The organism is Pleomorphovibrio marinus, assembly GCF_003347495.1.
Classification (GTDB): Bacteria; Bacteroidota; Bacteroidia; order Cytophagales; family Cyclobacteriaceae; genus Pleomorphovibrio; species Pleomorphovibrio marinus.
The window spans coordinates 117,115-141,530 of record NZ_QCXY01000005.1; the positions used below are offsets into that span (position 1 = coordinate 117,115).

Consider the following 24,416-nt stretch of genomic DNA (forward strand, 5'->3'; position numbering starts at 1 on the left):
TATGAAACTCTTTGAAGGGATAAAGTTCAACAGACAAGAGTGGGCAGGTGCTTTTGGGGACATAGGAACTGACTTCCCATTGATTGTGGCCATGATTTTGGCCGCAGATCTACATGCACCCAGTGTATTGATTCTCTTCGGTAGTATGCAGGTCCTTACCGGAATGGTCTATAAAATGCCCATGCCTGCACAACCCCTCAAAGCCATGGCCACACTCGTAATCGCCCAGCAATTAGACGGCGAACTCCTATTTGGGGCAGGATTGGCTATCGGTGTGGTGATGCTGGTCTTTTCCCTCACCGGCCTTCTGGCTTGGTTGGCTAGAATGATTCCTAAATCGGTCATCCGGGGTATTCAGGTTGGGCTGGGTATCACCCTGGCCTTGCTGGCCTTTAAGGATTACATTCCTGCAGAGCAAATTGGGGGATATTGGTTGGCAGGGATTTCATTTGTGCTTATACTGCTTTTGTTAGACCATAAAAAGTTCCCCGCAGCCTTGGTAGTCATTGTATTGGGTTTAGGATATGCCTTGCTATTCAAATTGGATTATACCCAGTTGGGCGCTTCCATAGGGATAGAAACCCCAAAGTTCTATGTCCCCACTATGGATACTATTTGGATGGGGTTCTTGCTATTGGCACTTCCCCAAATACCCTTATCACTTGGCAATTCTATACTCGCAACCAAACAGGTGAGTCAAGACTTGTTTCCAGACAGGCCTACCCCTTCCATAAAAAAAATCGGTATCTCATATGCCCTCATGAACCTGATTAACCCTTTTCTTAGCGGTATACCCACCTGCCATGGAGCAGGGGGTATGGTAGGCCACTATACCTTTGGGGGTAGGACCGGAGGCTCGGTAATTTTATACGGAGGGTTATTTATTTTTCTAGGGGTATTTTTTGGGGAGAATTTCCAGACGGTAATACAGGTATTTCCCTTGCCTGTATTGGGAGTGATTTTGCTCTTTGAGAGTTTGGCTTTGATGCTTCTGATCCGAGACGTGACCCAAGATAGCAGAGGCTTGGTAATCGCCTTATTAGTGGCCATTATTGCTGCCGGACTTCCCTTTGGGTTCCTGGTTGGAATTGTGGTGGGCACTTTGTTGTATTATTTACCCATAAAGCTGAATGTGCTCCAAATTATTGGCACAAGAAAAGCAGGTAAAAATTAAAGGCTGTTATCTTTGTTCGATGATTGATTTCAAGGAAAAAGTAAAAGTGGTCATTACCTGTTTCGACAGGAATTCACCCTACCTTGCTGAAGAGTTAAGGGCATTGGGCTTCGAACCCACCAATGAAGAACGAACGGCGGTTGAAGTAATGGCTTCTTTTGAGGAGTGTATGGTTTTGAACTTACACCTGCGTACGGCTTCCCATGTTTTGTACCCCATAGCGACATTTAGCCTACCTCATGTAAAAGACCTGTACCGACAGGTAAAAAGCATCCCTTGGGAAGAAATATTAGACATCGAAGGTTATTTTTCGGTAACCAGCAATGTGCAGAATGACAGTGTGGACAACCCGCTCTTTGTAAACGTGAAGGTGAAAGATGCCATTGTGGATCGCTTTAGGGACAAGTATAGTAAAAGGCCCAATTCAGGATCTGATTTTTTGGGAGCGGTTTTTACCTTGTTCTGGAGACTAAACGAAGCCACCCTTTACATAAATACCTCTGGAGAAACACTTAGTAAGCACAGTTACAGAAAAGTCCCGGGCATGGCCCCCATGCTGGAATCCCTAGCTTCCTCGGTGATCCTCGCTTCTGGATGGGACAGAAGGAGCCCATTTGTAAACCCCATGTGCGGTTCAGGGACTTTGGCCATAGAAGCTGCACTAATGGCTAGCAATAGGTTTCCAGGCCTATACAGGGATGAGTTTGCATTTATGCATATTACTGGCTACGATGACAAAGACTATAGACAGCTCAAAAAACAAGTCTATTTACAGGTGGATGATAATAATCCCCCAACCATCATTGCTTCGGATTACAGCCAAAGGGCCATAAATGCCGCCAGAATGAATGCCGAAACTGCCGGTGTAGACCACTTGATCCAATTTGAGACTTGTGATTTTAAAGAAACCACCTTGCCCCAAGAAAGCGGGGGAATACTGATTTTCAATCCTGAATACGGGCAGAGAATGGGTGAAATCGAAGATCTTGGGCTGGTGTACAGGGAAATCGGCGATTTTATGAAGCAAAACGGGGCTGGTTATAAGGGCATGGTTTTCACAGGCAATTTAGCATTGGGTAAACAGGTGGGGCTAAAACCTGCGAGAAAGATCCCCTTTTTCAGTGGACAGTTAGATTGCAGGCTTTTTACGTATGAGCTTTACCAAGGGTCGAAAAGAGGGGATTTTCAAGAAGGGGCAAAATGATGTTTTTGTCCTTTTCTTGGCCTTATTGTTTCTTTGGGTTTTAACGGTACTGGTGAAGATCAACCCTCATTTATCATTGAAAAAGAGACTATTTTATTTTTCCCTAAAGCCCGTATTAACCTCCTGATTATGGAAATGAAAACCTTACAAAACCCAAACCAACTATCCGCAAGTTAACACACCCTTCCTATTTTCGTCATTGAGTTTCCCAATCGGAAAATCACCATTCAATGAGATACTCCCCTACCTGGTACTCCTCTGTCCTTATCACGAGTTGTTTCCTTGAAAGGTCATAGCTAAAATCCTCCTCTGAAGCCAAAGAGGCCCCATCTAAATTTACCACTTTTGGGCTTCCTTCTAGTTTTATACGCAAAACATGAGGTGTTTTCTTGCCGGAAAGATTTACCTTTAGTGATTTCGAACCCGGCAAAAGCTCCACTTTGGTACTTTCCTCCTGTTCCCTGTAGACCGTAAATGCACTGTATTCCGAGCCGGGATAACATAGCAAGGTGAGCTTGCCTTTATCCCGCGCTTCCCCAATTCCAGAATACGACTTGCTTATGTGCATGGGTATAATGGCTCCCTCTTTGACATATACCGGAAACTCCTTCAAAGGGAAATCCCTTTCGAGTCGTTGCCCCCCTTCCAGCAAATCCATATCGTCGAAAAAATACCTCCAATTCCCTTCAGGTAAATCCACTTCCCAATTTTTTCTATCCTCATAGATGGGAGCGACCAGTAAATAATCCCCAAACATGTATTGGTATCCCTTGCCTATAGGAACTTGCAATCTTCTACCTCCAGAGTGGGCCTTTACCACATAATGGTACATATAAGGAACCAATTCTGTATGCAGCCAGGAAAATTTCCTGATCAAATCCAACTCCTGTTTACTTCTCAGCCATAATCGTCGCTCCCCATGCCCCCCATTCAGGAAAAGACCGCAAAAAGTAGAAAACTGAGCCCACCTTATATATAGCCTAGCTGGGATTTCTGAACCAGAAAACCCTGCAATATCACTACCTATGATATTGTATCCCAATTTTGCACTGTTAAGTATGGACTTAATGGCGGACTCGAAATCCTCTATGCCATCTAGGGCAATGTCAGTTCTTTCCTCTTCTTGGTTTAGCATTTCGGCTGTCCTCCATTCGTGCTTTTGGTCACCCACCCAGTTTACGGGGGAGGCCTCAATGGGGGAGAAACCTTCCGGGTGGTACCACCTGTCCAGGGCCCTAGAAAGTGTGACAAATTCGGGGTTTTGGGTTAAACCATGCAGGTATTCCTCCCGATAATAAAGATCCATATAGGTTCTTGTATTCATCCAACCCTGAGAGCCCTTTTTGTAAAAAAAAGGTATGCCCCACAGATTGTTGGCAAACAAGGTTGCACTACCATCCAGCTTCCAACCATCTATTCCAAGGTCGAAAACATTCTGCTGCATAGACCTCCACCACTCCATGGCCTTTTGGTCGGTATAGTCGATAAACCCTCCCTCTCCCTTCCACCATTTTGTAGGTTTTCCTTTTACCAAATAGCCTTTGCTGTCTGCCTGGTTATACCATTCTTCGGAATCGGGTTCCCTCAAGCCCTTGCTGTAGCGATTTACATTCGGGGTCATCCAAAGTACCAGGCGGTAACCCTGTTCCTTTTTTTCGGCAAACCAGTCTTTATAATTGGGATACAACAAGGTATCTACCCGAAAATCATTGTATCTATGGCTCCAAGGACTATCCAAAATGACGGTTCGCACAGGGATGTCATGTTTTCGATACCCCTCCAACAATTCATCCACAAATTCAGCGGTATTGTGATCATCTTCCCAAAGCCAACACTCCAGGGCCCAAGCAGGTGTCAAAGGGGGGGGTCCGTGTCTATATTTTGCAAACGGCCATCCCCAAAAGGGGTGCAAAAACAGGAAGTAGGCCAGAGAAAAAATCACGAATAAAATTCCTGAAACCCACAAAAGCAATTTTTTCAGCATAACCACACCTTGATTGAAACCTTGTTGGTACTACTTTTCAAAAGGCTAATCGTACCCAAGAACTAGATAATATTTTTGGAATAAATTAATATTATTAAGTATTTGAAAACTCAATTAATTAAATTCAACACTTAATCAACGCTACCCAATTAAAATAATTTTTATATGCTTACCCAAGAACACAAAAATCAAATTCAAGCCCAGGGAATGGATTTAGCACTGGTAGAAGAACAGATCAAGAATTTCAAAGACGGGTTCCCTTCTCTAAAAATCCACGCTCCCGCCGCAATTGGAGACGGTATTTTGGCCTTAGATGACGAGGCATTGAAAAAATACCTACAAGCATTTGCCAGACATTCGAAAGAAATTGAGATTGTTAAATTTGTGCCTGCCAGCGGTGCTGCCAGCCGGATGTTCAAGAACCTTTACGCCTTTTTGGAAAAGAACAGCAATGATCTGTCAGAGGATAAGTTCACAAAGCATTTTATAGATAAGCTTAGCTCTTTTGCCTTTTTTGATGACTTGGACAAGGCTTTGGAAAAAAAAGGGAGCAGCATTGCACAAGCACTTAAGGAAAAGGACCATCTGCTTATTGTAAGGCAATTGCTGGAAGATGAAGGCCTAGGCTATGGCAATTTGCCAAAAGGGCTCCTTAAATTTCACAATTATGAGAATGGCCCAAGAACCCCAGTGCAGGAGCACTTTGTGGAAGGAGCCCAATATGGCGTGGGGAAAGGAAACAAGGTAAGGTTGCATTTTACGGTTTCCCCCGAACACCAAACCAATTTTGAAGAACATATTGATGAGATAAAGGGAGATTTGGAAAAATCCTTTGGGCTCAAGTTTGAGGTTTCTTTTTCCCAACAAAAAAAATCCACTGACACCATAGCCGTGGACATGGAAAACAAACCTTTTAAAGAAGAAGACGGAGAAATTCTGTTTCGACCTGCGGGACATGGTGCCTTGCTGGAAAACCTGAATGACATAGATGCTGATTTGGTGTTTATCAAGAACATAGACAACGTAGTACCTGATAGGTTGAAGGAAACCACCAAAACCTACAAACGGGCCGTTGCCGGTGTGCTAACCAGTGTGCAAGAGGCTGTTTTCAAGGCACTGAGACAGTTGGACAGCAGTGTGAATGAAAGTTCTGTTGAAAATGCAAAGGCCGTTTTTACGGAAGCGATAGGCAGTAAGCTTCCTGAAAACTTCGAAAGCCTCAGCCTTGGAGAAAAAGGCAACTATCTCCAAAAGAAACTAAACCGCCCTATCCGGGTTTGCGGAATGGTAGAGAACACTGGCGAACCCGGAGGTGGGCCGTTTTGGGTGAAAGAAAAAGACGGTACACTTGCCTTGCAAATCGGGGAAACAGCTCAATTGGATTTGGATGATCCTGTTCAAAAAGAGCGTTTCCAATCCTCCTCCCACTTTAATCCAACCGACCTTGTCTGTGGCATTAAAAACTACAAAGGGAACAAATTTAACCTGCTGAAATTCAGGGACCCCAAAACAGGGTTCATTACCCAAAAGTCAAAGAATGGAATGGATTTGAAAGCCCAGGAATTGCCGGGACTCTGGAATGGCGCAATGGCCGATTGGAATTCAATCTTTGTGGAAGTTCCCCTGATCACCTTCAACCCTGTAAAAACAATTAACGACCTGCTCAGGGATGAGCACCAATAAGCTAGAAAGTATATGCGAAGAAAAGTAAGAATTCTAATTGCCATAATTTGTGCAGGACTAATCCCCTATTCAATTTCCGCACAAGTCGGGGTAAGCACTAAAAAGCCCAAAGAGGGCAAAATGCTCTTCGATGGAAATAAAAAAATGCTCCATCAACAATGGGAATATTGGGACGGTCCACGTCTAGCTGCTTCGCCTCCCATCAAATGGGAGATAGTAGATGACCCGGTGGATAAAGGTAAAGTGGTAAGTGCCAATGATCCTGCTGCAGCAGGAGGTAAATACGGTGCGGCAGACATAGTAACCAAAGAAAAATTCAAGGATTTCAGGTTGCACGTGGAATTTTTGATCAACGAGGAAGGCGGAAACAGTGGTGTATATCTGCAAAACCGGTATGAAATACAAATTCTGGATGGGGACAGTACCGACCACGGGATGGCCGCGATCATCAATGAACATGCAGCTCCCTATCACCCCTATAATGGAGTTGGCAAATGGAACGCTTATGACATTAAGTTCCGTGCAGCCAGGTTTGACGAACAGGGAAACCTGACCGAAAGGGCGTTAATGACCATGTACTTCAATGGAGAAAAAGTACATGAAAACCGACGCATACAACAAGTATGGGGTGGGCCCAACTCTGGATTGGACGGTGGTAACGATGGTGGAAAAGGTATTACCGACCGGCCTGGAGGCATCAAATTGCAGGCTGAGGGATTCGATGTTCGATTTAGGAATATCTGGATTGTCCCCATGGACATCCATGAGGCTGATACGGATTTTTAAAGTAACTGAAGGGCTATCTCCATGGGTACAGTCATATGCGTGTTAGCATTGACTGGCCCTTCACCACTAAACAGAAATTCCAGGGAATAATCCAACTTAGGCATAGTCAATAAACTATTAGTGAGCTGATCCACAAGTCCCTCTTCTATTGGTACATGAATAACTGTTCCTTCTCCTTGTATTTGCACCTCAGGTACCGGAAAACTAGCTACAACCTGACCGGTTTCCGGATCCGTAAAATCCAGATTACCCCAAAGGCTAGCAGGAGTGGACAATTCACCCTCCATTTCGGTTATTTCCAGGGTTATGCCTGGTACTTGAATTTCAAAAAGTTCAGAAATATTGTTTCTAACTTCATCTGGAAAATCTGAGTCGCTCAGGTCAAGCTGCCCTTCCCATACCTCTCTGAAAGGTTCGCTTTGAGAAAAACTTCCCTCTGGAATCCTCCATTCAAATTCCCTGTTAAATTCTGTTTCAAAGGTTTGATTCACCAAATCCCTGATTTGCTCACATCCAAAAAGAAAAAGGACCGAAATTGGAAAAAAAACAAACTTCTTCATATCTCTGGTTTTTAAATTAACTAACTAATACCCTGTATTCAAATATAGATAATATCGTATACAATACTTAAAAAGCTGTGTATAAATGACTAGACATAGGATATGCGGATTTATTTGCCCCCTTTGAACAAGAATTTAACCCTTGATGCAAAAAATTATTTAACTAATTTTCAGATTAATTTCCCAGCACTTACCAAAAAAGCACATGAATCTTAAAAACCTTTCCTATTGGCAGAAGCAAAGCTATTTTAAGTCCGTAGATCTTACCATCGTTGGGGCTGGATTTACCGGGCTATGGGCTGCCTATCATTTTCTGGAAAGATTTCCGGGAGCAAATGTCCAGATATTTGAATCCGGGCCCTTTCCAATGGGTGCCTCCATCAAAAATGCGGGTTTTTCCTGTTTTGGTTCTGCCGGGGAGCTTGCAGGGGATTTGGAGGAGCATTCGGTAGACCACCTTTTACTTAGGATGGAGCAACGGGTTAAGGGCTTAGCCTATTTATTGGAAAGGGTACCCCGAAAAGCCATGGATTATCAGGCCTCCGGAGGATTAGAGATTTTCACCGATCCCATTGGTTTTGCAAAGGTAAATGACAAATTGGACTTTCTAAACCAACTAATCGCTCCTATCACAGAGGAAAAGGAAACCTACAATCTCAAAAAAGTCTGGGGGGAAAAGGATATTTATTGCAAAATGGAGAGTATGCTGAACCCCGGCAAGCTGATCCAGTACCTAAGTGAAAACGTTGCCCAAAAAGGTGCGCGATTTCATTTCGGCTGCGAGGTGGTTGAGGTAAAAAGCGGCTATGTTTGGCTAAAAAATGTTCCAGATCCCATACCTTCAGAATGCATTTTATTGGCCACCAACGGCTATAGCCACAACCTGGTTCCATCCGTAGCTATACAACCCACGAGAAACTATGTGATGCTGACCCAGCCCTTACCCAAAATACCTATTGATTTTCCAGTTCACCACCACCAGGGTTTTGTTTATTTTAGGCCATTGGATGGAAGATTACTTATGGGTGGAGGTAGACATATTTCTTTACAAACGGAATTTACCAGTAGCCAAGAAATCCCTGATAATATAAAGGAATGGTTGATAAATTTTGCCAAAGAAAACTTACATCTGGACTTAGCAAATAAAATAGCAATGGAGTGGACTGGTACAATGGGTTATTTGGAAGACAAAACACCCAAATGTTTAAAAACCGACGAAAATGTTTATTGGATTGGGGGTTACTCGGGGATGGGTGTAGGGCCCTCCGCACACCTGAGCAAGGAATGGGTGAAGGATTTATAGTGCTTAATTGCTATTTTCTTCTTTCCTATCTACATGCCCTAAATGCCTGCCAGGTGCCACTTCATCCCTTATCAGTCGCTTTAGCTCCGTAATCTCCGGAAACCTCCCCTTTTCCTTTCTGTTCCAGAGCTGTTTGCCATTGGCGGACACCTCAAACACACCACCTGTACCTGGTTTTAAGGCGAGTGTTCCGATTTCTTCTTCAAAAGTACCAAGCAGCTCCTGTGCCATCCAAGCTGCTCTAAGTAACCATTTGCATTGGGTGCAATAGTGTATTTCTACATGTCCTTTTTTGGTGTCCTTACTTGTCATCCTTGAACTTAAATGCGGGCTTTCCTGTGATGTCACTGCTCAGAACAGTAGGTGCCCAATATTTTTCTATATGCGCTACTACCAGTTCGACGCCTTTAAAATGGTTTACATATGGGGGCATTTCAGGATTATACATGGCATCGGTCATATCCCTCATAAGCACCACATTTTTACCCAGTTGGTTCATTTGTCTAATGGCAAAAGGCCTTCCCAATACACACATGTTGATATGTACGCCCATGATGATAACGTTTTCAATTTCCTGTTCTGAGAGAATATTGAAAACTTCTTGCCCATTATCCGTGATAAAATCATCCTCCTTTATAGAAAGTAAATCAATTTGTCTCGTCCAGACTGATTTTTCCTCGCAGGGTTCCCCATTGGCACAGGGTTGGTCGCAGCCCCCGTCACTGTCGTCGATAGGAAGAGCCCCTTCCCTCTCAGGATCCAGATAGCACCAGTCATTGATTGCTATATTGGCGGGGGCTCGGTGATATGGCACTTGGGTAGCTTTCTTCCTTTGGGGAAAATCCTTGTAGAAATCCATCGTTCCGCTGGGTGCATGTATAATGGTAACGCCCCTTTTCCTTGCCTCCCCTATCACTTCCTCCATATGGGGTGCAAGCTCAGCCACCCTGTCGGAAGCGCTCTCACACCAATGCTTATTCCACATGTCCGTAACGATTATTGCCGTGGATGAAGCCTCCCAACTTACCTGCTCTTGCTTTTCATTCCAGGAATCCTGGTTGCTCATTACCCTAGAGCGAAGGGTTAGGTTCAATAGCTCCTCCTCCCCTGCATCAGAAAGTAGCATAGCAAACAGTAATGGAAAAAGTAAAATCGTTTTCATAAACCCTTTTTTTGTTTTATTTAAGCAAAGTGGCCAGACATTTGACTAATTAAGGAAAAAATGGGCTGAACTCCTAATATTAAAGACTCAGCTACTTGTCATATTGAGCAATAGCTGTTAATATTATAACACCAACCACTATTTTTAAACCGAAAACCACAACAAAAATGACAACACTTGAACTAACGCAAAAGTCCTTAAATGAAAAGATAGTCTCAAATATGGAATTTCTTAGCCGGAACTTTCAAAAGGTGCTAAGGGATCTGGGGGAAACGGAAGTGGCTGATTTCTTGAATAATTTGCAGCAGGATAAGCCTTTACAGGTACTGGCAAAAAACTTGGAAGAAAAGCAGATACAGGCATTAAGCATCTATCTGCAACTGATGAACCTGGTAGAGGAAAACGCTGCGGTACAGTTCAGAAGAAAACAAGCAGACCAAAAGGGAATGCAGGATATAAGAGGATCTTGGGCGGAAACCTTTAAGAGGTGGAAGGAACAAGGACTGGATGAAAACAAAATTTTGGACATCCTAGGCAGTACACAGGTAATGCCTGTGTTGACTGCCCATCCCACTGAGGCAAAGAGGCTTTCGGTGCTTGATATCCATAGGGAGTTTTACCTCAATTTGGTTAAATTAGAAAACCAGACCTATTCCCAAAAAGAACGTGGGGCCATAGAGATGGAAATAGGGGCACTTTTGGAGAGATGGTGGCGCACAGGGGAGGTTTATCTGGAAAAACCCAACGTGGAAGCGGAGAGGTCTAACGTGATGCACTATTTCAATAGGGTATTCCCTGAAATTCTTAGCAGGGTGGACCAAGTTCTGCTGCAAAGCTGGCAAGACGCTGGATTTAACCCCAAAAACCTCTCCAACCCTAGTAACTTTCCAAGGGTGGAGTTTGGAAGTTGGGTAGGAGGCGACCGGGACGGCCATCCCTACGTTACAGCTTCCATTACCTCCGAAACATTGCTTGCTCACCGAAAAGCTGCCCTTCAGCTTATCGACCAAAAACTACAAGCACTTGCGGCAAAATTGAGCTTTTCTAAGATCAGAAATGAGGTTCCTAAGGTTTTGTTGGACGCTATAGAGGATAAAAAGAGACTTCTGGGAGCTAGGGGTGAAAGGGCAATGGATAGAAACCCTTACGAACCTTGGAGACAGTTTACCAACTTGATCATTCTTCAACTTGAGTCCACTATAGACGATGGATTTTTAAAGGGAATGCCCGGATATAAAGAATCGGGTGAGCTGATTCAAGACCTCAGCGTACTATGGCAAAGTCTGGTAGAAATAAAAGCGGATAAAGTGGCCATGGACCTGCTCTTTCCTATCCTACGTCATGTTTCTTGTTTTGGCTTTTTCCTTGCAAAATTGGACATCCGCCAAAATTCCGACTACCATGACAAAGCAATGGGGCAAATAGTAAGCAAGATCATGCCGGAGAGGAAGCCATTTGAATCTTGGACAGAAGAAGAACGCCTGGAATTTGTTAACCAGGAACTACTTAGTGGAAGACCCTTCGCCAATCCAGGGATGTCCTTTGGGGAGGAAGCGGACAAATTGCTGGCCTATTACTGGGAAATCAAAAAACACCACGATCGATACGGTACCGAAGGAATAGGGTCTTTTATTGTGAGCATGACCAGGAAGCTGAGTGATTTACTTCTGGTTTACTTGTTCTTACGTGAGGTGGGACTACAGAATGTTGGTTTTCAGGTTGTTCCCTTATTCGAAACCATAGAGGACTTGGTGCAATCTCCCAAGGTGTTAAGAGAGTATCTGAATCACCCCTATGTTCAGGATAAAACCGCCCAAAACAGCCATATACAAGAGATAATGCTTGGATACAGCGACAGCAACAAAGATGGAGGCATTATGGCCAGTCGATGGCATATCTTTATGGCAGAAAAAGAACTTACCGAAGTTGCCAATAGTAAAGGGGTGTCCATTCGCTTTTTCCACGGTATTGGTGGCACCATCAGTAGAGGTGGTGGCAAGTACCACAGGTTTTTAGAAAGCATGCCTTTGGGGAGCATGGCAGGACAAATGAAACTTACTGTTCAGGGGGAAACCATTGCCCAACAATTCGCCAATCTTCTAAATGGAACCTACAATATGGAAATGTTGCTTTCAGGCACTGCCTTGCAAACCGGATACAAACTATATCCGAGACCACAAAACCCCTACCCCATAGATGCGCTGAAACAGCTGACCGAAATAGCACTGAAACATTACCAAGCCTTTATCGGACATCCAGATTTTATCGAGTTTTACGGTACAGTCACACCTATTGACGTATTAGAACTGAGCAAAATAGGTTCAAGACCTGCAAGAAGAACAGGAACCCGGAAACTCTCCGATCTTAGGGCCATTCCTTGGGTATTTAGCTGGGCACAATCCAGGTTCAACCTTACCGGATGGTACGGAATAGGCCAGTCCCTTTATACCTTACGTAACTCTTCCCCGGATGCCTATCAGGCCTTGAGAGAGCAAGCCAATAAATGGCCACTGTGGAGATATGTGCTTATCCAGATCGAAACTAACCTGATGGGTGCCGATAAGGAGATATTTAAAAAATACGCGAGCCTAAGCGGAGAGAATCACAAGGAGATTTTTGGAATAGTAGAAGAAGAACATACTAGGGCTTTGGATGAAATAGCCCGAATGTTTGACCGCCAAAGGGAAGAAAGAAGACAAGGCCAGGCTTTTAACCTTGCCAGAAGGAAAAAGCCGCTCCATGCCCTTCATATTATGCAATGGGAAAAACTTAAATCCTGGAGGAAAGAAAGGGAGGAGATCACCGATTCTAGTGGCCAAGATCACCCAACCCTCATTCAGCTGTTGGAAATTACCACAGCCTTGGCCAGTGGATTGAAAAACACCGGCTAATCAATAATCCAGTACATAATTTTCTTTGCTGAGCTCAAGGTTAAAAAACAACACCCCGCATTCGAAAAAATCCAAACTCAAAGAAACCCCAGGATGATCCTTAATTGCCTTCCAGGCTCTGGTCATCCCCTTTGACCAGTAAATGTCACCGACTACAACTATACTTTGTTCATGTAAGTGGGGGAATAGCAAATGAAAATTATCTAGTGTGGCCCCTTCGGTATGGTTGGCATCGATTAGGGCGAAATCAATTCTAGGGATTTGTTGAATTAGTCCCGGGAGGGTATCTTCAATAGCACCAAGTACCTGATTTACATTTGGGATTCTTTCCAAGGTTACAGCAGCAAGATTTACCAATTGGGGATCCCCCTCAAGGCTGTAAACCTTCCCCAAACAAACTTTGGACAGGTAAGCAGCATTTAAGCCCAGGCTTCCTCCCAGCTCTACTACATATTCGCTTGGAGTAAGACTACATAAATACTGGTAAAGCAGGTTGTATTTCAAAGTACTGTTGGAAAACCTGCATATGCTGGATACCGTTTTTTTTCCAAATTGGTGAGAACCTGCCCCTTTATCCACCCAGGAATAGGAGTTATTGTTTTTTGCGAACTCCCTTCTTTTGGATTCCAAATAAAGGTCACCTACTGCAAATTTAGATGTGTGATCCTTTAGTCCAGTATAAAGCTTATAGACAAATGGACTGTGAATACTAAACTGATCCACTTTTTCCAAAAAGTAACGAACATATTGGGCTAATACATAGAATCTCCCAGAAACCACAGCTTAATTGGCAAAAATATCAGCTATCAATTGGAATTCCGGAATCATGACAGATAGCATTTTACCATCAATCAAGCGCTCCATGTAATAATAACCTTTCATTTTACCCATGCCAGACCTTAGGTTACAACCAGAAATATACTGGTGCTTTCCTCCAGGCTCCAAAATGGGTTGCTGCCCCACTACTCCATCCCCTTCCACGACCTTTTGTGTTTCCCCTGCATCTGATATTTCCCATTTCCTTTTTAGTAATTGTATGGTGGAAGTGCCATGGTTCTCAATGGTGACTTTATACGTGAAGACATAGTGGTGTTGGTGAGGGCTGGAAAACTCAGCCTGATAGGTAACCTCCACACTTACTTTGATCCCTTCTGTAATTGCCGTGACCATTGTTATCTTTGCATTTGAAAAGCTATTTCAAAATTACTATTTTAATATAAAAATATCCAATACTATTTACTTAAATGGAGGTAAACATAGAAAAAAGCTGGAAATTAGCCTTGGCGGAGGAATTTAATAAACCCTATTTTCACCAGCTTGCGCAATTTGTGAAATCTGCTTATAAAAAGCACACCGTATTCCCCCAGGGTAAAGAAATATTCAATGCATTTGACAAATGTCCTCTTCCTGCCACAAAGGTTGTGGTCTTGGGGCAAGACCCTTACCATGGTCCTGGTCAAGCCCACGGGCTTTCTTTTTCTGTGAGAGAGGGAACCCCTTTCCCCCCCTCCCTACTTAATATTTTCAAGGAATTGAAATCCGATCTGGATTTACCCATCCCTTCCAACGGCAACCTGGAAAGATGGGCAAGACAAGGGGTTCTGTTGCTTAATGCCACACTCACTGTCCAAGCCCATATGGCAGGCAGCCACCAAAACCATGGTTGGGAACAATTTACAGATGCAGTGATTAAAATCCTCTCTGAGCAGAATGAAGGATTGGTATTTATGCTATGGGGGGCATATGCCCAAAAAAAGGCATCCATTATACAAGACGACAAACACCTGAAGCTTAAGGCTCCCCATCCCAGTCCGCTGTCCTCACACAGGGGCTTCTTTGGCTGTAGGCATTTCAGTAAAGCCAATGCCTACTTGGAAAGCCGAGGATTAACTCCCATTCAATGGTGAGGCATTAAGGTTTTGGGTTTTCGGGCCTTTATTCCCAAATGTATAGTTATTCTGGTGAACATTGGCCATATTTGTTAGGTTATTAAGGGATTATGGAAGAAAAAATTCTGACTAAAGATAAACTTAAAGAAAAGGTATTTAAAGTATCTACCTTTAAACCCGCCATAAAAAGAACCAAACCTCATAAACATGGCGGGTACTATGAATTGATCTTTTTGAGTCAGGGTGAAGGGTTTCACTGGATAGAAAGCCAGCATTTTCGGCTTTCCCCCCCGGATTTATATTTCATGAAACCCGACCAGATGCATTGCTGGCAGTTCACGGATATTCCAAAAGGATATGTTTTGCTCTTTAGGGACTCCATGTTAGACCCAATAAGAGAGGCTCCCCTACTTGGATTGATCCACCAACTTAAAGCAGTTACTAGGATTTCCTTGCCAGGCAACTTCGACCTCGAGCCCACCTTCCAGGGGATGCTCCATGAGTATGAACACCCCACACCCTATGCTAGTGAAATCATTTTGGGTCACCTTCGAACCTTATTCGCCCTTCTATTAAAATTTAGCCCCCAGCAAAAACTAAATGGAGCAATAGGCCAAACTCCATCCGCCATTTACCAAAAATTCACAGAACTCCTGAATGAAATGGGAAATGGAAAAAACTTGAATGTTGGGGATTTTGCGGAAAAACTTGGAACTAGTGTTCAGAACCTTAATGCGATCTGCAAAAAACACGGCAATAGAAGTACCAGCCAGCATGTGACCTCCCAATTATTATTGGAGGCCAAAAGAAATATCCTTCACACGGACATGACGCTCAATGAATTGGCTGACTTCTTAGGATTTAACGATGCTTCCTATTTTGTGAAATTCTTCAAAAAACACACAGGCCAAACCCCTTACCAGTTTAGGCAGAATTATTTGGGATAGTTAAAAATTACCCTCTTAGAAAAAGGCAGCTATCGTTTTTGGTTTTACCGATAAATAGTAATACCTGTTTTATTAAATACAACATTAATTTTAATTTAGTTATATTTTTTTTAAATTACTGAAATAAAAACATCCTGAAACACCGATAAAAATGAAAAAAAATACACTTATATTCCTCCTTATTTTGTTGTTTTCGGTAAATTCCATTTACGGACAGGATAGGTTAAATATTGAAATTTACGGGGGACCAACCTTTACGTACATGAGCTTCGAAAATCAACCTTCCGACCTTAGCTCTCCCCATCAACCTTATCAAAAGTTAACCCTACACGGTGGGGTCAATTTCCTTCCCAGGATTTCTCCCAATTGGCAGCTTAGTATTCAGGCAGAAATGTTTGCTAGATCTATTGCTATAGAAAACGCTCAAGGAACGGCAGGAGAAGGCATGCAGCACGTGGGACCTGCTTTTTACGAACTCCCTACCTTTGCCTTGGGTGCTAGATATACGAATGATTTCAAAAGCTGGGGCTTTTTTTTCCAACCTTCCGTGGGCATCTCCCTGTTGCCAATAGAAATGAGGGACCCTAATCCACTTCCAGAAAGTGTTTTTCCCTATTTCGAACGAACTTCCAGTTCCCCTAATCCAATAGGGTTGGGATTAAGAGCCGAACTCGGTGCAAAAAGGTATTTTCCAAGTAGAAACTACTTTGTAATGGGAATAAGACATCACCAAGGTTTAATGGAAACCGACGAATATTCTCAGGTCAGTACTATTCCAGGGGAGCCCATGGTTGAGGTAATGGGCAATAGCCTATCCTCCTACACTGGTATCTTTATTGGATTTGGTTTTAATACGGATAATTGGAGGCCTAAAAGAACAAAATAATATCTAAGTCCGCTTTTTAGAATGGTTGGATTGGATTTCTTTGATAAGGTATCATGGCCAGTTTTAGACTTTATCGAAAAAATTTCTTCCTCTCTCAGAGGTTTGTTTTCCATCCCGCACTAAAAATCGATTATTCTCCAAGAAATAGCTGAACCACACAAGAGGGACTGGGTATTTCGAAACTCTCGTTTGCATATTCAAGTTGCCCGGAGATGTCATCTTGATGGAACACGGAAATTTGGTTGCTATGCATATTGGCAATGTATAGGAATTCCCCCCTGCTATCCACGCAAAAATTCCTGGGGTGACTCCCTTCAGTACTGATATGACCGGTATTGGTCAAGTCACCATTCAATGGGTTCACCTGAAAGATCGCCATATTATCCTGTCCCCTATTTGAGGCATATAACCATTTGCCATCCACAGACAAGTGAATATCCGCAGCAGTACTACCCTCCTTAGGAAGGGATGGCGACAGCATTTCCAGTCTACCGCTTGCCTTAAGGCTGCCATTTCTGGCATTAAAGCTATATTTGGCCACTGTGCTGCTGAGTTCCTCCACAGAATAAGCAACCGGTATAGTGGGGTGAAAAACAAAATGTCTTGGGCCTGCACCAGGTTGACTTTTCACCGACTTCCTTCTTGTCGGCTCAATGGAACCGGTCCTGTCATCCACTTCATAGATCAGGATCTTGTCCAGCCCCAGGTCAGAGGCATAAACAAACTTCCCATCCGGAGAGCTGATCATAGAATGAGCGTGTGGTTTTTGCTGTCGTTCGGGATGAACACTGCTTCCTTCATGCTGTATTACCGAGGAAGCTCTGTGTAAGCCCCCGTCTTCCCTAACCTTGTAACTCGCAACATTTCCTCCTTGGTAATTTGACACAAAAACAACATCCCCATCTGGATCGACGCTAATATGACAAGGGCTTTCCCCCATGGAGGACACTTCGTTGATTTTTGATAGGCTTCCTGTCAGGGAATTAATTTTATAAGTAATTATGCTGCCATTTTCATCCCCATCTTCCATTCCTTCCCTAGCAGCTACATAGAGAAACTCGTTGCTGGGATGCAGGGCAATAAAGCTAGGATTAAGTTTGTCATCCACAGTCTGTATCAACTCCAATGTCATGAAATGACGATCAAAGGAAACCACATATACCCCCTCACTGTCCTCTCCACCGAAAGTCCCAACATACCAAATTTCCTTATTTAAAGTCTGAGCAGATACTACAGTAAATAGGAAGGGAAAGGACAAAAGGATAATCAAAAGTCGCATAGGGGATATAAAGGGATTTTATAGTGTCACCTTTAAAACTAACCTTTATGAGCTTTGTTTGCAATAAAAATAACAAAAGCTGCAGTAATAAACATGATTAAACTGTATATGGCTACAGGAATGGTCATAGCTGAGTTGTTCAGCAAGGTGGCTGCAACCATGATCCCAAGGGTTCCATTTTGAATTCCAGACTCCACGGCAATACAAATCTGCTGTCGCTTGTTCAGCAAAAACACCTTGGCAAATAAATACCCCAACAACAAAGTCGTCAGATTGAGTGTCAATGTGGCTGGACCAGCAAGCTGGAAAAAGCTGACAAGGTTTTCCCTTTCCTTAAAAATAGCCGCAAATACAATTAATGAAAAGAAAACAGCAGAGGCTATCCGTACTGGGCGGTCGGCTTTCCGGGAGAGGATAGGCAACCTACTTTTTAGAAACATGCCTATGGAAACCGGGATAAGGGTCACTCCCATGATCTGAAGGATAGTTTCCCCCACCGGAAGAGTTACACTTCCCTCCTCTCCAAAATGAACAATCGCCAAATTCACAATTAGGGGAATACTTAGGATGGTAACAAATGAACTAATGGCGGTAAGGCTAATAGAAAGTGCTGTATCCCCCTTGGAAAGGTGGGTGATCAGGTTGGAGGTGGGTCCCCCGGGACAGGCAGCCAGTATCATAATACCCACCGCCATGGCACCTTCCAAATTGAAAACATAAACCAGAAAAAATCCAAATAGCGGCAAAAGGAGTAATTGGTTAATCAATCCCAAAATCATGGCTTTTGGGTAAATAATCACGTTCTTAAAGTCCTTTAAGGAAAGGGTGAGCCCCATCCCCAACATAATAAATGCCAAAGCCAAGGGTAAAAATACCGCTGTCAACACGCTTTGTTCCATGGTTATTCAGGTTTAAGAGTAAAATTATTTTAACCTTTGGAGCAATCCAAGTACCTCCCTATGTATAATCGGGGCAGTTTCTGGACCCAGGGAATTAACTTCGCCATAGGGAGCCTTTTCATTTCCATAGGTATATGGGGGTTTTTCATCCCATTGGCTCTTTGGAACAATATAGCCAATCATATCATTAGACATACCGGAAAAAAACCTAAAGCTTCCCGGCATTTGTGACCTTATATCCGGTACTTCTACAGGTTTAATATCGTAGTCAGCTCCTTCAGGTGACTCTATTCCTCCATTTAAAATCTCCGGGTACAATTCACCGGGTACATGTACAAAAGTCGCAGGGCCAAGGGACCAAACGGCTACTTCTGACCTTATTTTTCCCCAGCCTGTAAGCCCTCTGTCAAATATCCCTACCAAGGCAGCTAATCGAAATAGGGGATTGTCCAAAGGCAATGTTACAGTTTTGGTAAAAAGCGATATATTGGCTTTTCTGGTTTCCACCATTCCACTTGCCATGGCTTCAAAAGATATCTTTGCCAATGCCAAGCCCTGGGCATTCACCTTTTCCACACTGGTTCCCAACAAGGTATCTCCTTTATAAGGGTGGACAATAGGATGGTCTGGCCTAGTGGTCATCAACCCACCCACGGCTCCATTCATGAAGATTGCTACACCTCCCAAGCCCTCATGAATAATGGAGTCCCCAAGTTGGATGCCGTTTTCCATATATTCCCGCCAATAATGGGGGAAATCAGAGCTAATTCTTGTATTGCCTGCCCAAAACGTCTCGGGATGGTTCCCCCAGTTCAAGATACTGCCCAAAGTCTTATTAGAATCAACCGATAACACTTGCATCACTCTGATGCCAGCATCAAATACCTGAGGCATACGGGTGTCACCTACCAAGGGTAATGCCTCCGACCCATTCTTGGCAAATCTAAAATAAGCCGGTTCGAGATTCTCCAGCGCAAGTGCCAAAGAGGTTTCTATCCCTTGAAAAACCTGCTCCAAATAATTTGGATCTACCCCGCTTTTCCATGGCTTTGGCCCCCACATTCCCATCAAATCAGGGGAAGAATGCACATGGGTGCTAGAAATGATAAGATGGTCCAAGCCGAGTTTTTGCTGAACCCTTTTACGCATGGTGATAAGGTCATCATGCAAAAACCCAATCATATCCAACACACAAAACCCAATGGTAGAATTTCCGTCCTGAAGAACCATACACCTGCTCCATAGGGGATCATTTACCCCGGAGGCAGGCCTGTTTTGATGAAACCCCGCTAGCCAGACGGCATCAAAAACACCGTTTCCGTTCAAGTCATTAAACGTATCCCCTTCAGAGGGGAGATACCTTGCGTTTCCTTCCACATCCATCCAAGTGTCGAAAGAGCTAGGGGTAATGTCAACCTTCGCAAATCCGGCTTTCATCTCTCCCTCCCTTTCTCCTTTTAATTCCAGATCCAACTTATACCCGGGGTGTCTGTCCCTCAATTGAAGCCAGGAATAAGTAATAAAAACCAAAACTAACAACCCCAATACCACCAAGGCAATTTTTACTCCCCTTATCATAACAGTTGTGATTTAAAATGACACAATATAAGGGGTTTTTACATTTTTAGGCTTTTTTATTTCACCAAAATTTACTTTTGTTATTTTTGGACTAATTTAGTAAATCCTATTTCAGTCTTTACCCCTACCTAATCAATCGATGGGGAATTCTGTCTATTGGGTCATTGATTAGAGAAGTCCAAACTCCTCCCAAATTGTGTAATCTACTTTCAAATAATTCAACAAGGACGATATCGAGTAAAACGCAGGACGAGACATTCATCACCTGCCAAGTTATGGCCGCTATAAATCAATTAATAAAAGAACGTATGATATCGAGCCTGCCTACCGGACAAGCAGGGCATGAGGAGCACGTCACACGGGGATGCCACCCCGTATAGCTACTGGGCTATCAGGGAGTTGCGAGATTCTCCCGAACCAAGTTCCCCGATCCCGATAGCTACTGGATGGGGCAGGCAGTCAGATATGGCCTTTAAAAAGCAAATTATAATCGTATGAAGAGAAGAAAATTTATCCGCCAATCCCTTGGAATGGGATTGGGATTGGCTACCTCACCCATGTGGATTCCCCACCAAGGTGTGCCGGTACCCAAAAAAATTACCGATGGGGCTTCCGCCTATTGGTTCGGATATTACGATAAGTTTCAAGTGGATCCCAGTGGCAGGTATGCCCTTGGATGCAAGGTGGGTTTTGAAGGAAGGTCCCCACAGGCGAAAGACACCCTAGAAATTGGGTTAATCGACCTTGAAAGGGAAAATAAGTGGACCAAATTAGGTAATTCCAGTGCTTGGGGATGGCAACAATCCTGTATGTTGCAATGGATACCAGGATCTAATACGGAAGTAATTTGGAATGATAGAGAAGGTAGCGACCACATAAGTCGCATCCACAATGTGAAAACTGGGGAAGAGCGAACCTTGCCCAAACCTATTTATGCCTTGGCCCCAAACGGAAAATTTGCCATTGGCACTGCATTCAATCGTATCCAGAACCTCAGGCCAGGATATGGCTATGTGGGCATACCTGACCCCTTCAAAGCTACAAAGGCCCCGGAAGAAATTGGACTCTATAAAATGGACTTACAGAGTGGTGATCACCAGCAATTGCTGAGTATAGCCGATATGGCAGAGATGGATCATTTGGGAGAGGACGTTTCAGACAATTGGCATTGGTTCAACCACCTATTGGTAAGTCCTGATAGTAAGCGCTTACTGTTTCTCCACAGGTGGAGGCCTGAGCTTTTGGAACCGCAGGTGATGGCCAGGACAGGCTTTGTGACCCGGATGATCACAGTAGACGCTGATGGAAGGAACCGCTACGTTGCCGATCCTTCCGGCAACAGCTCCCATTTTGTATGGAGAGATCCCAAACATATTTTCGTTTGGACCAAACCCCTAGGCAAAGAAACGGGGTTTTGGCTATTGGAGGACCAATCAGAAAACATGCACATAATCGGAAAAGAAACCATGACAGGAAATGGGCACAACACCTATGTGCCAAATACCAACAAGGAATGGGTCTTAAATGATACTTACCCCAACAAGGACAGGAAAATAACACTTTACCTCTACCATATCCCCACCAAAAAACAAGTAATCCTCGGAAAATTCTATTCTCCTGAATCCTATTTCGGGGAGTGGCGCTGCGACTTGCACCCGAGATGTGACCAGACTGGACAGCGTGTATTCTTTGACAGTACCCATGAAGGTAGCAGGCAGATGTATTATATCGACATCCATGGAATAGTGGGTACTTGAGAGTAATAACAGTACCGTTTATAAAATCACCATTTTTCTTTCTAAAAGTACCATAACCTACCTTAGGTAACCCATTAAATTTGGGGTATTAGGTTATGGACTACATCGTAATAGGTATTGTGGCGTTTCTCGCCTCCATTCTCACCTTCTTTTCCGGTTTCGGATTAGGTACAATTCTTACCCCTGCCTTTATCCTATTCTTTCCAGTGGATCTTTCCATTGCGCTTACTGGGGTAGTGCACTTTTTGAACAATCTCTTCAAACTTTATTTGGTGGGTATGCTTGCTGACAAATCCATCCTGATTCGATTTGGAATACCAGCGGTTTTGGCGGCATTCCTGGGAGCCGGGTTACTACTTCTTCTTACAGATTTGCCAGCTCTATTTAGCTATGAATTTTGGGGGCGAACATTTGAAGTCAGCCCATTGAAATTTGTCATTTCCCTACTACTTGTAGTTTTTGCATTCCTAGACCTCATCCCCAAATTACATTCCCTAAATATCAAGTCAAAGCATTTGCCAGTAGGGGGAATGCTTTCTGGATTTTTTGGAGGTATTTCTGGTCACCAGGGAGCCTTAAGGTCCGCATTCCTCATAAAAGCAGGTCTATCCAAAAGCACATTTATCGCAACCTCTGTTGTGATATCCAGCTTTATCGATTTTACGAGAATTTCCGTTTATGCAACCCGGTTTATCTCCTCAGGTTTGCAAGATAATATACCCTTGCTGGCAACATCTACCCTTGCAGCATTTTCCGGTGCCTACTTGGGAAGTAAACTATTAAAAAAAGTAACCCTTCCATTTGTCCAAAAACTAGTAGCCATCATGCTGCTACTCATTGCTGTGGCTCTTGGGTTGGGATGGATATAAGCAAAGATGATTACTCAAAGATATGAAATCGAGCCTGCCTACCGGACAGGCAGGTATGACACAGGCGAAAAATACTGGGATGCCCCCCCGATAGTTATGGGGGCCATTGGGGCTACCGGGGAGATGCATGATTGCGCATGCCTGACGACAGGAAGGTGTGACTGCTAAAATTTACCTTTAAAACATGATACAAACTAACCCAAAACCTTTCCTTCTCCGCCGCCTTTTATTGATCGCCTGGCTAGGAACCTTTCCTATATTGGAGGGATTAGCCCAGGTTTCCCTAAAGGAATTGTTGGAGATCAGCCTCGAGCATTATCCGGAACTGGAGGCAAAAAGGCTGGAATCCGAGGCTGCCAAAAGCCAAGTCGCTTATGAGCGAACAGACTTCGTCCCAAAACTCAATGCCTCCTACCAGGCAAACTATGCCACCTCCAACAACATTACTGGAATGTTTTTACCAGGCCAAGTCATGCCGATAAGTGGGCCTCCCTCCATTGAAAATACCAATGATATGGTGTATGGAAGTGCAGCTGCCCTGCTAATGCATTGGTCCCCTATCACTTTTGGTAAAAGAAGCAGTAGGATACAATCCGCCCGTGAAGGGCAAGCCCTTACTGATGCCAACCAAGAATTAACTGAATTTGAGCACCAAATCAGGTTTGTACAGGCTTATCTGGAATTTTGGGAAGCTAAATCCCGGCAAGTGGCTTTAGAAAAAGACCTGGAGCGGTATACCTTTAACCTGAAACTGTCCAGGTCACTGGTCTTGAACGGTATTAGGCCCGGGGTAGACTCGGCACAATACCGCACCCTAAGGGCAAAATCATCGATTGCTGTATTGAAAGCCAAAAATGAAACCATCTCAAAAGCCGAGCGGGTAAAGGAACTTTTGGGCACCGAAGATTGGCAACAAACCACCGATCCCGGGTTAGAGGAAGTCATCCGTGTTTTTCCTCATCAGCCTTCCCATTTACACCCTTTATTGGCAAGGCAACAACAAAATACCGCTTTTGCGCAAGCCGAAAAAACCCGTTTTTCCCGGGATATCCTTCCTGATTTCCTGATTTGGGGTACAGGGTTCGCAAGAGGATCGGCCATCAACTTTGACGGCACTTTTGACCGGCCGGAGGACGGGTTGAGTTTTTCCAGGTATAATTATGGCCTGGGGTTTCAGATCAGCTTCCCACTGCTTCAGTTTGCCCAAAACAGGCATCAAGTGCGAAAGCAGGCCTATAAGGTGGCGGCCTCTGAGGCCTATGAAAGACAAGTGGAATTAGCCATCGACAAAGAAATGGCCATTGCCATGGCTACTTTAGAAAACGCCATGGAGGCGGCCCAGCTAAGTCCCGATTATGTACAGGATGCTGATTTTGTCTACCAAGCCCTGCAGGCACGCTATGATGCTGGCCTGATCAATTTGAGTGAATTGCTTCAAGGACAATTTGACCTGGCTTCCGCAGAGGCAGAGGATATCCAAATCCGCTCAGAAATGTGGAAAGCATTGCTCTACTATGCGGCAGTTAATGGCAATTTAGAACTCTTCATCCAATTCCTGAATTAAT

General features: G+C 43.8%; 21 protein-coding genes. 12 read left to right on the forward strand and 9 right to left on the reverse strand.

All coding sequences use genetic code 11. From position 1 onward, the window contains the following. Nucleotide 1 precedes the first annotated feature (1 nt). Together DB520_RS14260 and DB520_RS14265 are read left to right on the forward strand one after the other, a co-directional pair. Nucleotides 2–1,174: a putative sulfate/molybdate transporter gene (locus DB520_RS14260; protein ID WP_114750399.1), complete on the forward strand. Its 1,173-nt coding sequence runs from the start codon at nt 2–4 to the stop codon at nt 1,172–1,174. A 19-nt stretch (nt 1,175–1,193) separates the two neighbouring features. Further along, nucleotides 1,194–2,378: a THUMP domain-containing class I SAM-dependent RNA methyltransferase gene (locus DB520_RS14265; RefSeq protein ID WP_114750589.1), complete on the forward strand. Its 1,185-nt coding sequence runs from the start codon at nt 1,194–1,196 to the stop codon at nt 2,376–2,378. A gap of 220 nt (nt 2,379–2,598) precedes the next feature. On the opposite strand, the gene DB520_RS14270 is transcribed toward DB520_RS14265, so the two are convergent. Beyond that, the gene (locus tag DB520_RS14270; RefSeq protein WP_232834986.1) at nt 2,599–4,236 is read right to left on the reverse strand and encodes a TIM-barrel domain-containing protein; all 1,638 of its coding nucleotides are present in this window, start codon (nt 4,234–4,236) and stop codon (nt 2,599–2,601) included. Nucleotides 4,237–4,527: 291 nt separating this feature from the next. Between DB520_RS14270 and DB520_RS14275 the strand changes: the two genes are divergently transcribed. Together DB520_RS14275 and DB520_RS14280 are read left to right on the forward strand one after the other, a co-directional pair. Beyond that, entirely contained in the window at nt 4,528–6,045 is a 1,518-nt protein-coding gene (locus tag DB520_RS14275) for a DUF4301 family protein (protein WP_114750400.1), read from the forward strand. A 12-nt stretch (nt 6,046–6,057) separates the two neighbouring features. Beyond that, nucleotides 6,058–6,831, forward strand: coding sequence for a 3-keto-disaccharide hydrolase (locus DB520_RS14280; RefSeq protein WP_114750401.1), 774 nt, complete (start codon nt 6,058–6,060; stop codon nt 6,829–6,831). Here the strand turns inward: DB520_RS14280 and DB520_RS14285 are convergent. Then, the gene (locus DB520_RS14285) at nt 6,828–7,391 is read right to left on the reverse strand and encodes a hypothetical protein (RefSeq protein WP_114750402.1); all 564 of its coding nucleotides are present in this window, start codon (nt 7,389–7,391) and stop codon (nt 6,828–6,830) included. The two genes, DB520_RS14280 and DB520_RS14285, sit on opposite strands and share 4 nt — an antisense overlap. Before the next feature lie 205 nt (nt 7,392–7,596). Between DB520_RS14285 and DB520_RS14290 the strand changes: the two genes are divergently transcribed. After that, the gene (locus DB520_RS14290; protein ID WP_114750403.1) at nt 7,597–8,694 is read left to right on the forward strand and encodes an NAD(P)/FAD-dependent oxidoreductase; all 1,098 of its coding nucleotides are present in this window, start codon (nt 7,597–7,599) and stop codon (nt 8,692–8,694) included. Nucleotides 8,695–8,697: 3 nt separating this feature from the next. Here the strand turns inward: DB520_RS14290 and DB520_RS14295 are convergent, their stop codons facing one another. After that, nucleotides 8,698–9,006: a SelT/SelW/SelH family protein gene (locus DB520_RS14295; protein WP_114750404.1), complete on the reverse strand. Its 309-nt coding sequence runs from the start codon at nt 9,004–9,006 to the stop codon at nt 8,698–8,700. Then, nucleotides 8,996–9,856, reverse strand: coding sequence for a cysteine hydrolase family protein (locus tag DB520_RS14300; RefSeq protein ID WP_114750405.1), 861 nt, complete (start codon nt 9,854–9,856; stop codon nt 8,996–8,998). The genes DB520_RS14295 and DB520_RS14300 overlap by 11 nt, the downstream gene beginning before the upstream one ends. 167 nt (nt 9,857–10,023) lie before the next feature. Here DB520_RS14300 and DB520_RS14305 point away from each other — a divergent pair, with 167 nt between their 5' ends. Then, on the forward strand, nt 10,024–12,747 hold the full coding sequence (locus DB520_RS14305; RefSeq protein ID WP_114750406.1) for a phosphoenolpyruvate carboxylase: 2,724 nt from the start codon (nt 10,024–10,026) through the stop codon (nt 12,745–12,747). Here DB520_RS14305 and DB520_RS14310 read toward each other — a convergent pair whose 3' ends face one another. After that, nucleotides 12,748–13,527, reverse strand: a complete 780-nt coding sequence (locus DB520_RS14310; RefSeq protein ID WP_114750407.1) for an O-methyltransferase — start codon at nt 13,525–13,527, stop codon at nt 12,748–12,750. It lies immediately after the preceding gene. Nucleotides 13,528–13,530: 3 nt separating this feature from the next. Continuing rightward, nucleotides 13,531–13,917: a Co2+/Mg2+ efflux protein ApaG gene (apaG, locus tag DB520_RS14315; RefSeq protein ID WP_114750408.1), complete on the reverse strand. Its 387-nt coding sequence runs from the start codon at nt 13,915–13,917 to the stop codon at nt 13,531–13,533. Between the two features lie 74 nt (nt 13,918–13,991). Here apaG and ung point away from each other — a divergent pair, with 74 nt between their 5' ends. The 3 genes from ung (at nt 13,992) to DB520_RS14330 (ending at nt 16,469) form a co-directional block, all read left to right on the forward strand. Beyond that, nucleotides 13,992–14,654: a uracil-DNA glycosylase gene (gene ung, locus DB520_RS14320; RefSeq protein ID WP_114750409.1), complete on the forward strand. Its 663-nt coding sequence runs from the start codon at nt 13,992–13,994 to the stop codon at nt 14,652–14,654. A gap of 92 nt (nt 14,655–14,746) precedes the next feature. Then, entirely contained in the window at nt 14,747–15,583 is an 837-nt protein-coding gene (locus tag DB520_RS14325; RefSeq protein ID WP_114750410.1) for a helix-turn-helix domain-containing protein, read from the forward strand. A 151-nt stretch (nt 15,584–15,734) separates the two neighbouring features. After that, nucleotides 15,735–16,469: a hypothetical protein gene (locus DB520_RS14330; protein WP_114750411.1), complete on the forward strand. Its 735-nt coding sequence runs from the start codon at nt 15,735–15,737 to the stop codon at nt 16,467–16,469. A gap of 130 nt (nt 16,470–16,599) precedes the next feature. Here the strand turns inward: DB520_RS14330 and DB520_RS14335 are convergent, their stop codons facing one another. Genes DB520_RS14335 through DB520_RS14345 form a run of 3 tightly spaced genes read right to left on the reverse strand, consistent with a single transcriptional unit; the run spans nt 16,600 to nt 20,225 of the window. After that, on the reverse strand, nt 16,600–17,748 hold the full coding sequence (locus tag DB520_RS14335; protein WP_114750412.1) for a lactonase family protein: 1,149 nt from the start codon (nt 17,746–17,748) through the stop codon (nt 16,600–16,602). 38 nt (nt 17,749–17,786) lie between these two features. Then, nucleotides 17,787–18,647, reverse strand: a complete 861-nt coding sequence (locus tag DB520_RS14340) for a bile acid:sodium symporter family protein (protein WP_114750413.1) — start codon at nt 18,645–18,647, stop codon at nt 17,787–17,789. 24 nt (nt 18,648–18,671) lie between these two features. Then, the gene (locus tag DB520_RS14345) at nt 18,672–20,225 is read right to left on the reverse strand and encodes a hypothetical protein (RefSeq protein WP_114750414.1); all 1,554 of its coding nucleotides are present in this window, start codon (nt 20,223–20,225) and stop codon (nt 18,672–18,674) included. Nucleotides 20,226–20,719: 494 nt separating this feature from the next. Here DB520_RS14345 and DB520_RS14350 point away from each other — a divergent pair, with 494 nt between their 5' ends. The 3 genes from DB520_RS14350 (at nt 20,720) to DB520_RS14360 (ending at nt 24,415) form a co-directional block, all read left to right on the forward strand. Further along, the gene (locus DB520_RS14350) at nt 20,720–21,982 is read left to right on the forward strand and encodes a hypothetical protein (RefSeq protein ID WP_232834987.1); all 1,263 of its coding nucleotides are present in this window, start codon (nt 20,720–20,722) and stop codon (nt 21,980–21,982) included. Nucleotides 21,983–22,077: 95 nt separating this feature from the next. Continuing rightward, nucleotides 22,078–22,851, forward strand: coding sequence for a sulfite exporter TauE/SafE family protein (locus DB520_RS14355; RefSeq protein ID WP_114750415.1), 774 nt, complete (start codon nt 22,078–22,080; stop codon nt 22,849–22,851). A gap of 184 nt (nt 22,852–23,035) precedes the next feature. Continuing rightward, complete coding sequence (locus DB520_RS14360) at nt 23,036–24,415, forward strand: TolC family protein (protein WP_114750416.1); 1,380 nt, start codon at nt 23,036–23,038, stop codon at nt 24,413–24,415. Nucleotide 24,416: the final 1 nt, after the last annotated feature.

Excerpts from the sequence above, each read along its gene's own strand:
- DB520_RS14260 (WP_114750399.1), top strand. The coding sequence starts at position 2 with ATGAAACTCTTTGAAGGGATAAAGTTCAACAGACAAGAGTGGGCAGGT.
- DB520_RS14265 (WP_114750589.1), top strand. The coding sequence starts at position 1,194 with ATGATTGATTTCAAGGAAAAAGTAAAAGTGGTCATTACCTGTTTCGAC.
- DB520_RS14275 (WP_114750400.1), top strand. The coding sequence starts at position 4,528 with ATGCTTACCCAAGAACACAAAAATCAAATTCAAGCCCAGGGAATGGAT.
- DB520_RS14280 (WP_114750401.1), top strand. The coding sequence starts at position 6,058 with ATGCGAAGAAAAGTAAGAATTCTAATTGCCATAATTTGTGCAGGACTA.
- DB520_RS14285 (WP_114750402.1), bottom strand. The coding sequence starts at position 7,391 with ATGAAGAAGTTTGTTTTTTTTCCAATTTCGGTCCTTTTTCTTTTTGGA.
- DB520_RS14290 (WP_114750403.1), top strand. The coding sequence starts at position 7,597 with ATGAATCTTAAAAACCTTTCCTATTGGCAGAAGCAAAGCTATTTTAAG.
- DB520_RS14295 (WP_114750404.1), bottom strand. The coding sequence starts at position 9,006 with ATGACAAGTAAGGACACCAAAAAAGGACATGTAGAAATACACTATTGC.
- DB520_RS14300 (WP_114750405.1), bottom strand. The coding sequence starts at position 9,856 with ATGAAAACGATTTTACTTTTTCCATTACTGTTTGCTATGCTACTTTCT.
- DB520_RS14305 (WP_114750406.1), top strand. The coding sequence starts at position 10,024 with ATGACAACACTTGAACTAACGCAAAAGTCCTTAAATGAAAAGATAGTC.
- apaG (WP_114750408.1), bottom strand. The coding sequence starts at position 13,917 with ATGGTCACGGCAATTACAGAAGGGATCAAAGTAAGTGTGGAGGTTACC.
- ung (WP_114750409.1), top strand. The coding sequence starts at position 13,992 with ATGGAGGTAAACATAGAAAAAAGCTGGAAATTAGCCTTGGCGGAGGAA.
- DB520_RS14325 (WP_114750410.1), top strand. The coding sequence starts at position 14,747 with ATGGAAGAAAAAATTCTGACTAAAGATAAACTTAAAGAAAAGGTATTT.
- DB520_RS14330 (WP_114750411.1), top strand. The coding sequence starts at position 15,735 with ATGAAAAAAAATACACTTATATTCCTCCTTATTTTGTTGTTTTCGGTA.
- DB520_RS14335 (WP_114750412.1), bottom strand. The coding sequence starts at position 17,748 with ATGCGACTTTTGATTATCCTTTTGTCCTTTCCCTTCCTATTTACTGTA.
- DB520_RS14340 (WP_114750413.1), bottom strand. The coding sequence starts at position 18,647 with ATGGAACAAAGCGTGTTGACAGCGGTATTTTTACCCTTGGCTTTGGCA.
- DB520_RS14345 (WP_114750414.1), bottom strand. The coding sequence starts at position 20,225 with ATGATAAGGGGAGTAAAAATTGCCTTGGTGGTATTGGGGTTGTTAGTT.
- DB520_RS14350 (WP_232834987.1), top strand. The coding sequence starts at position 20,720 with ATGAAGAGAAGAAAATTTATCCGCCAATCCCTTGGAATGGGATTGGGA.
- DB520_RS14355 (WP_114750415.1), top strand. The coding sequence starts at position 22,078 with ATGGACTACATCGTAATAGGTATTGTGGCGTTTCTCGCCTCCATTCTC.
- DB520_RS14360 (WP_114750416.1), top strand. The coding sequence starts at position 23,036 with ATGATACAAACTAACCCAAAACCTTTCCTTCTCCGCCGCCTTTTATTG.